General features: G+C 41.2%; 8 protein-coding genes. All 8 read left to right on the top strand.

All coding sequences use genetic code 11. The features are described 5' to 3' along the window. Positions 1-131: 131 nt before the first annotated feature. Entirely contained in the window at positions 132-1052 is a 921-nt protein-coding gene (locus V7161_RS00340; RefSeq protein ID WP_420491537.1) for a carbohydrate ABC transporter permease, read from the top strand. A gap of 15 nt (positions 1053-1067) precedes the next feature. Beyond that, the gene (locus V7161_RS00335; protein WP_335441771.1) at positions 1068-1901 is read left to right on the top strand and encodes a carbohydrate ABC transporter permease; all 834 of its coding nucleotides are present in this window, start codon (positions 1068-1070) and stop codon (positions 1899-1901) included. Positions 1902-2078: 177 nt separating this feature from the next. Then, positions 2079-2978: an ROK family protein gene (locus tag V7161_RS00330; RefSeq protein WP_335441770.1), complete on the top strand. Its 900-nt coding sequence runs from the start codon at positions 2079-2081 to the stop codon at positions 2976-2978. 25 nt (positions 2979-3003) lie between these two features. Further along, on the top strand, positions 3004-4170 hold the full coding sequence (locus tag V7161_RS00325; protein WP_335441769.1) for an SIS domain-containing protein: 1167 nt from the start codon (positions 3004-3006) through the stop codon (positions 4168-4170). 52 nt (positions 4171-4222) lie between these two features. Further along, positions 4223-5401 (top strand): N-acetylglucosamine-6-phosphate deacetylase, encoded by a 1179-nt coding sequence (nagA, locus tag V7161_RS00320; protein ID WP_335441768.1) that lies wholly within the window; start codon positions 4223-4225, stop codon positions 5399-5401. Further along, the gene (lacC, locus tag V7161_RS00315) at positions 5398-6333 is read left to right on the top strand and encodes a tagatose-6-phosphate kinase (RefSeq protein ID WP_335441767.1); all 936 of its coding nucleotides are present in this window, start codon (positions 5398-5400) and stop codon (positions 6331-6333) included. The genes nagA and lacC overlap by 4 nt, the downstream gene beginning before the upstream one ends. 15 nt (positions 6334-6348) lie before the next feature. After that, on the top strand, positions 6349-7335 hold the full coding sequence (gene lacD / locus V7161_RS00310; protein ID WP_335441766.1) for a tagatose-bisphosphate aldolase: 987 nt from the start codon (positions 6349-6351) through the stop codon (positions 7333-7335). Between the two features lie 235 nt (positions 7336-7570). Next, entirely contained in the window at positions 7571-11929 is a 4359-nt protein-coding gene (locus V7161_RS00305; protein ID WP_335441765.1) for an endo-alpha-N-acetylgalactosaminidase family protein, read from the top strand. Positions 11930-12189 lie beyond the last annotated feature (260 nt).

The raw sequence follows: 12189 nt of genomic DNA, 5'->3' as shown, positions 1-12189 counted from the left end.
CTGGAGCGCAAATCAACAAACAAGTTTAACAGAGCCAAGAAATAAAAAAATTGAAGAGGAGAAATTGTTTCTTCTCTTCTTTTTTCTAATAAGGAGGGAATACAGTGAAGGAACTGCCTCTACAGGTTGAAGTGAAAGCGAAAAACAAATTTAAGGTTTCGAGCTTAACAAAGACAAGGAAACGATCGGATTATTTTTGGGCCTATCTTATGATTGCTCCTACCATGCTGGGCTTGTTTATATTTTACCTGTGGCCCATCATTCAAACCTTTTACTTTAGTTTCACTGAATGGGGAGCATTTGGACAGTATGAGTGGACGGGTTTAGCAAATTATAAGCGGATGCTTGAAGATAGCAATCTATTAAAATCGTTTAAGAATACGGGAATTTATATTATTTTTACGGTCCCAATCGGGATTTTCCTTTCTATTTTGGTGGCGGTGCTCCTAAATCAAAAAATAAAGGGGAAATCCGTTTACCGGACATTATATTTTTTACCTGTAATCACGATGCCTGCAGCCATCGCCATGGTTTGGAAATGGCTTTTTAACTCCGATTATGGACTACTAAACTATCTTTTATCTTTAATCGGAATAAAAGGTCCACATTGGGTAAGTGATCCGAAAATTGCCTTATATTCGATTATTGTGGTAGCCATCTGGAGCGGGATTGGTTATAACATGGTTATTTTCCTATCCGGGCTGCAAGGAATTCCGAAGACCTATTATGAAGCAGCGGAAATGGATGGGGCAGGCCCAATCAGGGTTTTCTTTAAAATTAGCCTTCCGCTGCTTTCACCAGTTATTTTCTTTGTGTCCATCATGTCTCTAATTGGGGCGTTTCAAGTGTTTGACCTTATTTTCATGATGATTGGAAAAGGCAGTACCGCCCTGGAAAGCACACAGTCGATAGTTTATTTGTTCTATCAGCATGCTTTTGTATTGAATGATAAGGGATATGCAGCAGCCATCGCTGTTCTCTTATTAGTCGTTATTCTAATTATTACAGCGATTCAAATGGTGTTACAGAAAAAGTGGGTTCATTATGATTAAAAGGAAGTGGTACCAATGGAAAGAACAAGACAGCTTGTAACGAGTAAAACATTCCTCATCCATTTCATTCTAATTGTGGGATCGGTGGCAATGGTATTGCCATTTATATGGATGATTCTCACCTCGTTAAAAACCTATGCCGAGTCGATTCATGTACCGCCTGTTATTATTCCGGAGGATTTCAAATGGGGGAACTACAAAGAGGTATTTGGACTGCTGCCATTTTTCAAATTTATGTATAACACATTTATTATTACGATAGTACGAACAGCTGGGCAGTTGTTGCTGTGTTCGTTGGCTGCTTATGCCTTTGCCCGTATTGAGTTTCCAGGCAGGAATTTTCTATTTATGTTAGCATTATCGGTTCTCATGGTTCCTGGCCAAGTTTTTTTGCTGCCGCAATACATGATTATTGTGAAATTAGGCTGGCTTAATACATTGCAAGCAGTTATTGTCCCTGGTTTATTTAGCGCGTTTGGTACATTTCTGCTCCGTCAATTCTTTATGGGTCTTCCAAAAGAACTGGAAGAGGCAGCCAGGCTCGATGGCTGCAACCATTTCCAAATCTATTGGAAAATTATGCTTCCACTAGCCAAACCAGGTTTGGTTGCATTGGGTATTTTCACTACCCTTTGGAGCTGGAATGAATTAATGTGGCCAATGATTGTGAATAGTTCCACTGAATCGATGACACTTTCTGTCGGATTGTCCTCGCTCCAAGGTCAATATTTAACCAATTATCCAATCCTTATGGCAGGCTCCTTTTTGGCCATCCTGCCAATGCTGGTACTATTTATCATTCTGCAAAAGCAATTTATTGAAGGCATTGCTGTAACAGGTGGAAAATAAAGAATAATCTTTCATATTGGGTTGACCCAACAAGTTGGGGTGGTATAGAATAAATAATGACAAGAATATTAACTAAATTAAAGACATTTATTAAAAACTCGTAGCTTGTAGTCTATGAGTTTTTAATAAATTTAACTTGTACCAACAACCCATCTATATAAATTTGGAGGAGTACAATTGAAAAAGGCAATTGGTATAGATATTGGCGGAACAAAGATTGCAGCGGGCATTATTTCTGAAACAGGGGAATTACTGAAACGTACAGAGGTAAAAAGTGATCCTTCTGACAAAGAAAAGATGTTTGCTAAAGTGGTAGAAGCGATAGAGCGAGTTCTTGAGGATTCTACTTATTCGTTAGCGGACATTGAAGGCATTGGTGCCGGGGTACCGGGCAAGGTGGATCGACAAAAGGGCATTGCGATTTTTCAAAATAATTTACCTTGGGCCCAGTTTCCTGTCACTGCCAGGTTACAGGAGCAATTTGGACTCGAGCGGATCACGATCGACAATGATGTTTACATGGCGGCTTATGCCGAATGGAAGGCGTCCCAGGCAAAAACCGATGAGACGTTTGTCTACGTGACGATTAGTACGGGCATCTCCTGCTCTATTATTCATAATGGTTCATTTTTCAGAGGGGCTGGATTTGCAGGAGAACTTGGATTAATTCCTGTTCTTTCGGCGTGGAAGAAATTAGAGCGGCTGGAAAAGATGTCTGCCGGACCAGCAATCGAAAAATTAGCACAAAAGGAAATGCAATCGGCATCTTTGTCGACTAAAGATGTCTTTGAACGCTATAACGAAGGGGCAAGCGGGTTTCAGCCCATTATTGATGAAATAACGGACAATTGGGTACATGGCTTGTATTCGATTTCCTGTTTACTAGACCCACATAAAGTTGTTTTCGGGGGCAGTGTGATCGTAAACAACCCTTTTCTGCTTGACATCATTAAAGAAAAACTGAAATCAATCCAAATCCCTGAACAACAGCATCTTTTAAGTCAAATGTCAATTAGTACAATGAGGCAGAATAATGGAGTGATTGGTGCTGGGTTACGGGTATTTGAAGGAATTTAACAAATTTTAAGAGGAGTGACACCATTTGTTTACTTTAAGCATGGAAAATTTAATGCCATTGGGAGCATCATTCACAACACAGGAAATCAAGCAGCAGCCTGAATTATGGGGCGAAACATTTGCATTGTATTCGAAGAAGAGACCTGAAATTGAAGCATTTTTACGGAACCTGACAGAAAAGCACAATTCTATCCGGGTCATTTTTACAGGGGCCGGAACTTCCGCGTATGTCGGTGACACCATTACCCCATATTTAAAAGAAAGAGTCGATGAGAAAAAGTGGAATCTGATAAGTGTTCCAACAACAGCAATTGTGTCAAATCCTTACCAATTTTTAAAGGCAGACATCCCAACACTATTGATTTCCTTTGCGAGAAGCGGTAACAGTCCGGAAAGCGTTGCAGCAGTGGAATTAGCAGAACAAGTGATAACGGACCTCTACCAAATTACCATTACCTGCTCAAAGGAAGGCAAGTTAGCACAACGGGCAATAGGGGATGAAAGCAACCTCTTACTGTTGATGCCAGAAAGATCTAATGATCAAGGATTTGCGATGACAGGAAGCTATACCTGTATGACCCTAACAGCGCTGCTCATCTTTGATTCCATATCTGTGGAAGAAAAATTGACCATTGTTGAAACCATCCGCCGCATGGGTGAAAGTGTAATTAACAGGGGAGCAGATATTGAAGGAATGATTGCTTCCGATTTTGAAAGGATTATTTATCTTGGCTCAGGTGGTTTTGAGGGCTTGGCAAGAGAGGCACAATTAAAAATTTTGGAGTTAACTGCCGGTGAAATTTCCACTTCCTTCGATTCATCACTTGGATTCCGCCATGGCCCTAAATCATTTGTGAACGAAAAAGCCATTGTGTTTGTGTTCGTTTCGAACCATCCGTATACACGCCAATATGATTTGGATATGTTAAATGAATTGAGACAGGATCATATCGCAGGCTATATTTGTGCAATCGCCGTGGACGGAGAGACCAATTATGCCGGTGATACGTTCTTATTCGACAGCAAGGCCCGCATCATACCGGATGCCTACTTGTCACTGCCGTATGTCATGGTTGGACAAACGCTTGCTCTATTAGCTTCGATTAAGGTCGGAAATACACCGGATACTCCTTCACCTAGTGGAACGGTTAATCGTGTTGTACAGGGTGTAACGATATACGAATACAAGTAAATCAAGGGAATAGGAATGCATGTTATTCTCATTCCTAAACAGAGGTGCAGCTATGGAACGATTTGTGTTTGCAGACAGATTTTTTCTTGAGGATGGGGTGTCAGGCCCCGGTTATTTGGAAATTAAAGAGGGGAAGTTCGGTTCTTTTTTTGTGACTTTGCCGACTGAATCGGCTGATGTCATCGATTATGCGGGAAAATGGATTGCCCCGGGTTTAGTCGACACTCACATTCATGGCTTTAAAAATCACGATATTATGAACAACGACCTTGAGGGTTTGATGGAAATTTCTGAGGGGCTGCTTTCGTGCGGCGTGACTTCTTTTTTGCCCACCACGTTAACTTCTTCTCCCCATTTATTAAACAAAGTAGTGGCGATGATTGGGGAAAATTATACAAAGGTAAAAGGTGCCAAAATAAAAGGAATCTTTTTAGAAGGTCCATTTTTTACCGAAAAACACAAAGGTGCCCAAAACACGAAGTATTTTTGTGATCCTTCAATAGAAATGCTGGAATCGTGGCAGAAGTATTCCAATCATTTTATCAAAAAGATTGCGCTTGCTCCGGAAAGGAAAGGGGCAATGGAATTTATTGAGTACGCCGTTAAGGATCAGGTTACGGTGGCACTGGCCCATAGTGATGCGACGTATGCTGTGGCGAAAGATGCAGTTGAGAAGGGGGCTTCAATTTTTGTCCATACATTCAATGGCATGAGCGGGCTGCATCATCGTGAGCCCGGTATGGTTGGCGCCGCGATGAGCCTGCCGGAAGTGTTTGCCGAAATCATTTGTGATGGCCACCATGTTCATCCTGCTGCAGCTAACATTTTAATGAATACCCGCGGCAGGAAGGAGACGGTTATGGTAACAGATTGCATGATGGCCGGCGGTATGCCGGAAGGCCGCTATCAGCTCGGAGAATTCCCTGTCGAAGTGAAGAACGGGGCTGCCCGGTTGGAGACTGGCAGTTTAGCAGGGAGTATTTTGCAATTAAAACAGGCAGTCAAAAATGCCGTTGATTGGGGAATTGCGACACCTGAGGAAGCCATCTATATGGCCAGTACAGCTCCAGCCCAAAGTATTGGGATTGATGGGGAATGCGGCATGATTGCGACCGGTTATGATGCAGACTTTATCGTTCTTACACCTGAACTCGAATTAACGGCCACGTATCTTGATGGAGTTTGCCGGTTTCAAGCTGAAAACTTTATAGGGAAAGAGGGAGTTCGATGATTTTAGCAGTCACGATGAATCCTTCCGTTGATATTTCCTATCCCATTCAAGATTTCAAACTGGATGATGTTAATCGTGTGGAAAATGTTCGTAAAACCGCAGGCGGAAAAGGATTAAATGTGGCCAGGGTCATCGAGCAGATGGGGGAAGATGTCTTGGCAACAGGTGTAATTGGCGGAACCATTGGCGATTACATTATTCAGGAATTGACGAAAAGTGATATCGAGAATCACTTTTTTAAAATTAATCAAGAATCAAGAAACTGTATCGCGATCCTCCATGATGGAAAGCAGACAGAAATCCTTGAATCCGGGCCAATCTTATCGGCGGAAGAAGGAGCAGCTTTTTTGGGAAAATATCAGGAATTGCTGTCCGAAGTTTCCCTTGTTACCATTTCGGGAAGCTTGCCATTAGGACTTGAATCAGGATTTTACCGGCAGATGGTTGAAATTGCCTGGGAGAAGGGTATTTCCGTGATTGTTGATACCTCGGGGGAGCCACTCCGCCAAGTTTTGACTCATGATGTAAAACCCTTCGCTATCAAGCCCAATATCTCTGAGTTATCCCAGCTTCTTGGCATAGAAGTAGAAGAGAGCATAAGCAGCTTAAAGCAATTGCTAAACAATGAGTTATTTCATGGAATTGAATGGATTGTCGTTTCGATGGGCGGGACCGGCGCTTTTATCAAGAATGGTGGAGACTTTTACAAGGTTACCATTCCTGCTATAAATGTCGTGAACCCTGTTGGCTCCGGTGATGCCACTGTTGCAGGATTAGCGGTTGCCCTGAAACGAAAGCAATCCGTTCAGGACATCCTGAAAACAGCTATGACGACAGGCATGCTCAATGCGATGGAAACGGAAACCGGTTATATAGATCGTGAGAAGTTCGGTCAATTATTTGAAATGGTAGAAGTTATTAAAATAGATTAATAGAGGTGATTGTCGATGTTAGAATTAACGGAAAATAAAGTGGCAGCTCTCAAGCGTTTGTCGGATGAAAATGGGATTATCGGAGCTTTGGCAATTGATCAACGCGGTTCGTTAAAGAAAATGATTGCAGCAGGAAGTTCAAGTTCCATTGGGGATGAAGGCATCATCCGCTTTAAAGAATTGGTTTCCAAAGAATTGACACCCTATTCAACTGCTATTCTATTAGATCCAGAATATGGACTGCCTGCTGCAAAGGTTCGCAGCAAGGACGCTGGTTTATTGGTTGCTTATGAAAAGACCGGATACGATGCAAAAGCAGCGGGCCGTTTACCTGATCTATTGCCAGAGTGGTCCGTTAAACGATTGAAGGACGCCGGTGCAGATGCGGTTAAATTTTTACTGTACTATGATGTGGATGAAGACAAGAAAATTAACGAATATAAGCATGTTTATATGGAACGAGTCGGGTCCGAGTGTGTGGCAGAAGACATTCCATTCTTCCTTGAAATTGTGTCTTACGATGCCAAAAATGATGATGTGAAAAGTAAAGAGTATGCAGAAGTGAAGCCGCGTAAAGTAATTGAAGCAATGAAGGAATTCTCCAAACCAAAGTATCATGTCGATGTATTAAAAGTAGAAGTTCCAGTGGATATGAAATTTGTTGAAGGCTACACGGAAGGCGAAATAGTCTATAGTAAGGAAGAGGCAGCTTCCTTCTTCAAAGAGCAAAGTGAAGCTACTGAGCTGCCGTTTATCTTCTTGAGTGCCGGAGTAAGCGCGAAACTATTCCAAGAAACACTGAAGTTTGCCAAAGAATCTGGCTCTACCTTTAATGGCGTGTTATGTGGCAGGGCAACTTGGAAAGACGGCGTCGCACCTTTTGCTGAAAATGGGGAACAAGCTGGTCGAGACTGGTTAAAAGATACCGGTATAAGGAATATTGAAGAATTGAATGTCGTGTTGAAAGAGACTGCCAGCTCTTGGTTCGCTAAAGCGAATTGACTAGAGTGCTATTTATGAAAATTGTCCAAATTGGATAGGCTTTTTAAGCGAACAGTGCCGGGTACTGTTCGTTTTTTTATGCAATTCTCTAAAAAACAATATTTCTAAAAATTTGGACAATATCTTTGTTGTGGAAGCGTTTTAATAAAAGTAAGCTAGATTACAAGTAGAGGGTGGTATTTGATGGTCAGGCATCGTCTTCTATTAAAATAGTACATTCAAAGGAGGAGAGGAATTGAGTAGGAACAATTACAGGAGATTTAGCCATACCCTGCTTGCAATTGTGTTATTTTTGCCAACGTTCTTGACGGGATTTATTCCGCCGTTACGTGCAAATGCAGAGGTGACGAATCCATGGGTTACGATTTCAGCTGGCGGAAATGAAGTAAATGAAATGGTCACCCAGCATGGGAAGGTCTATGCAAAGCTTGGAGCAGGAGCAGGAAATGACAATGGGGCCAAAGCTGCTATTTTTCAAGAAGAAAAGGCAGCAGCAAAAGAATCAGGAACGATGGAATATACCTTTATTCCAGAATTGAATGGGGCTGATACCAGATTTGGTTTCTATCCCCATTATATTGATCCTAATAACTTCGTATTTGTAGGTTATGACTCATTTGGGTGGTTCTATGAATACAAATATAAAGGCACTGGAACCTGGTTAAACACTAGACCAAGCGTATCACTACCAGAAGCAGGATCTAAACATTCTATTAAAATCGAGTATAGCGGAACCACTTTCAATGTTACATTAGATGGCCAAGATTTATTTGGGCCGGTTACTTTATCCAATGATGTAAATAACCTGCTTACAGGTAAGGAAGCGGTTAAACTTGGCGCTTTTGGAGGTAAAAACAGTCAAGTACTCATTGAATTGGGGGATGCTCTAGGAGATGTAGGACCAAACCCAGGTGATAGGGAACCTGTCGACATTACGGATAACCAACTGACAGAAGGGGATTTTAAAATTATCTCAGGTGACGGCAGCTTAACCTATAATCAAGATGGTTCAGCAACCTTCAAGGTTACTTCCACTCAAAAGAATCGAATTGTCTACAATAAAATGAATACAATTAAAAATGGTATTTTTGAAGCGGATATTACTCCAGGAACGAGCGCGATGAACCGCTTCGGTCTAATCTATCGTGTTCAAAGTCCATCTGCCTATACGTATGTGGGAACGGGAGATCAAAACAATCAGTATTTCGGAGAGATCTTTGGTCCGGCAAACAATTGGACAGCGATGACCTCAGATGTGCCATTGGAAGCCAATAAAACTTATCATCTACGCCTAAAATTCATAGATGATTCAGCAACCCTCTACATTAATGATAAAAAGGTAAATACTTTGACATTGGCAGGCGGTGTCGATAAAGCAGGTTTACTTGGATTTGAAAAAAGCCGCGGGGCTGCTAACATTACGATTTCAAACATTAAAATTAAGGAATATGCTCCACCTAAAGCGCCAAGTAATCCACCAGTTGAAGATACAATAAAATCAGACTATATGGATGTCATAATTGACCAAATATTCCCACGTGTCATCGAATACCGGGTTGGCAATAAGGTTATGGGGGGACAGAAATCTCCTGTTTACGGATTGAAAGTGAACGGTACGCTTTACTATCCTGAAGTAAGTTTTGAAAAGCTGAGCGAAAGGGAAGCACTGTATACCTTAAAAGTGAAGGATGAAGTTGAAAACCTTGATGCTGTTCTCAAAGTTTCATTAAAAGTCAACAAAAATAAAGTAATTTATACTTTTGAGGATATTACCAATGCCGGAAGTGCAAAAATTGAAACGGTGGAATTTGCTGATCTAAACTTTATCTCTGTCAATTCTTCTCAACCGAATGCGAAAGCAAAATTAACAAATCTTAGCGGTGATGTTACGAAACCGGGGGATGTTGATGTCACTGTCGATTCATCGATGGGGGGCATTGGATCATCAGAAAGCTACTATACTGGTTTCCTATCAACGGATCAATTGAGTGCAGGTGTATGGTCCAGTTCCGAAGTCAATGGCTACCGCAACCTAGTAGCTAATCGTTATCAAAATGCAGATGGCACGAAATCGATTGGGATTGGTTCAAGTTTGCTTTATTATCAAAGAGAATTTATGCCGAAACCGCAAGTAGTAAAACCTACTGTGAAAATTGCAATTGCTGACGATTTGAATCACGACAATGAAATTGACTGGCAGGACGGTGCGATTGCTTACCGTGAAATCATGCAGGACATAAAAGGATCAGAAAATGTAAACAACCTTGTTGGCACACGCATTGCCATGAATTTTGGATCACAAGCACAGCAGCCATTCTTAAAAACATTGGATAATGTTAAAAAGGTAGCACTCGCTACAGATGGATTGGGTCAGTCCGTTCTGTTAAAAGGATATGCGAATGAAGGTCATGATAGTGGGCACCCGGATTATGGCGATGCAGGTGAACGGATTGGCGGCGCTGAAGATTTAAAAACTCTTATTAGTGAAGGCCATAAGTACAATTCTGAATTTGGTGTCCATATAAATGCCCAAGAAACGTATCCTGAAGCCAAAGCTTTTAATGAGGATTTTATTGATAGTCCAAATTCCAAGGGCTGGGGTTGGTTAGATCAATCCTATACTATTAATAAATTAAAAGATTTATATTCTGGGACGCGTGCCAAAAGGCTGGATGAATTAAAAACTGCTGCACCAGGTCTTGACTTTATTTATTTGGATGTATGGTATCAAGATCAGTGGGAATCTGATCGAATTGCAGAGCAATTTATGAATAGAGGCTGGCGAGTCTCAACTGAGTTTGGTACTTCAGTGGCCAATTATTCTACTTGGCAGCACTGGGCTACAGATAAGAACTACGGTGGACCAACAAGCAAAGGAATCAACTCTGAAGTCCTTCGCTTTATAAGTAATCACCAAAAAGATTCCTGGGTGTTGAATTGGCCTGAAGCAGGCGGAACGGCTGATCACCCACTACTTGGTGGTTTTGAATTAGCCGGTTTCGAAGGATGGCAGTCGGATAAGAACTTTGACCAGTTTATCCGCATGACCTTCGATACCAATCTGCCGACTAAATTTTTACAAAAGTATTATGTTACCGATTGGACGGATGTACAAGGTGACAAAACCAAAACCAACTTGGAAAAGGAAATTAAATTGGAAGACCCAAGTAATGGGGACGAAGTTGTTGTAACTAGAAAAGACAATTCTAGAGAACGAGTGATTACACTTAATGGAAATGTGGTCCTTGATGAACATGCTTACTTAATTCCATGGGTAGAGCAAGACTTCGAGACGCCAACATCTGATTCTGAAAAACTGTACCACTGGAATTTGGAGGGCGGTACCACGACTTGGACACTTCCAGATGAATATGCAGGTGCATCGAAGGTGTATGTATACAAATTGACCGATCAAGGTCGAACCGATGTGCAGAAAGTCAAGGTCGTTAATAATCAAGTCACATTAACTGCTGAAGCAGCCACTCCATATGTTGTCGTACCGGAAAAGAAGGAGAAGGGCTTACAAGTTAAAGATTGGAGCAACGGTTCTCATATCTATGACACCGGATTTAATTCAGGAACAGTCAAAGATGAAAATTCAAAAGTTGCTGGCGACAAGGATGCCGTCAGTGTCATCAGAACGAATCAAACTGGGAATGCCCGTAATTTAAGCAGCGGTGACTATTATCTGAATATGGAAAGTCCATCAAAGAACACAACCGTTTCCCGCACCATTACAGACCTGGTGCCAGGTAAAGATTATGTGGCAGAAGTCTACGTAGAAAACAATAGTGATGTAAAAGCCGGAATCAAAGTAACCGGCGGGGAAAAGGATGTAAGCAATTACACATTACGCAGCCTGCAAAAGAATTATGTAAAAGCAGACTCACATGCTTCAAATGATGGCTATAACAGTAAAATGCAAAGGATGCAAGTAAGCTTTACGGCTACTTCTAAAAAGGCTGAACTTATTCTCAGCCGAGAGGCCGGAGAAGGAATAACCAAATTTGACGATATCCGCATCGTTCAAAAATCTTTGAATAATCAAGTATCTTCAAAGGTATTTGAGCAGGATTTTGAATCTGTCGTGCAAGGAATTTACCCATTTGTCATTGGGAATACAGAAGGTGTAGAAGACAACCGAATTCACTTGTCTGAATTGCATGCACCTTATACACAAAAAGGATGGGCTGGCAAAAAATTGGTTGATGATGTCATCACAGGAAATTGGTCAATTAAAGTCAATACTGGAAACAAAGGCTTAGTGTATCGCACCATTCCGCAGCACTTCCGCTTTGAACCAGGAGTAACCTATAAAGTATCCTTTGACTATCAAACTACTGCTAATGCTTATCGTTTTATCTCAGGCGATCAAGAAATTGATGTTCGTGATATTGCGGTTGCTAAGGGACTGAGTTTGAATAATACACTTACAGCTTCTACCGATACCAAAAGGGCTGAGTTCACTGTTACCGGTTCTGAGAACGGCCAAACATATATTGGAGTCTTCAGTGATGGAACGAGCTTGAATGGAGATACTGGGGCAGGCACGTTTATTTTAGATAACATACGAATTGAACAGGTCAGCAACTGAAGTTTGCCTAAGATTGATAGTCTATATACTATGGAAAAATAGAAAAGATAAGAGAAACCAGCGGATTAATTTAGAGTGAATCTAAGCTGGTTTCACTTTTTTATTTTGAGGCAGCTGGAAGCAGTTGTGTAGGCAAAAATATCCATAGCAAGTGATACATCCCCAACAAATCCCCTAAAGTTGTCTCCAAACTGAAATACAATTGACATCTTATTAAAAAATTCCTTTGATAAAATTGTAACAATTGGGACTTAAATTCT

This window comes from Neobacillus drentensis, from assembly GCF_036965425.1.
Lineage (GTDB): Bacteria > Bacillota > Bacilli > Bacillales > Cytobacillaceae > Neobacillus > Neobacillus drentensis_F.
Note: the sequence above shows the minus strand (reverse complement) of the source record. Positions and strands in the feature narration are given on the sequence as shown.

Excerpts from the sequence above, each read along its gene's own strand:
- V7161_RS00335 (WP_335441771.1), top strand. The coding sequence starts at position 1,068 with ATGGAAAGAACAAGACAGCTTGTAACGAGTAAAACATTCCTCATCCAT.
- nagA (WP_335441768.1), top strand. The coding sequence starts at position 4,223 with ATGGAACGATTTGTGTTTGCAGACAGATTTTTTCTTGAGGATGGGGTG.
- lacC (WP_335441767.1), top strand. The coding sequence starts at position 5,398 with ATGATTTTAGCAGTCACGATGAATCCTTCCGTTGATATTTCCTATCCC.
- lacD (WP_335441766.1), top strand. The coding sequence starts at position 6,349 with ATGTTAGAATTAACGGAAAATAAAGTGGCAGCTCTCAAGCGTTTGTCG.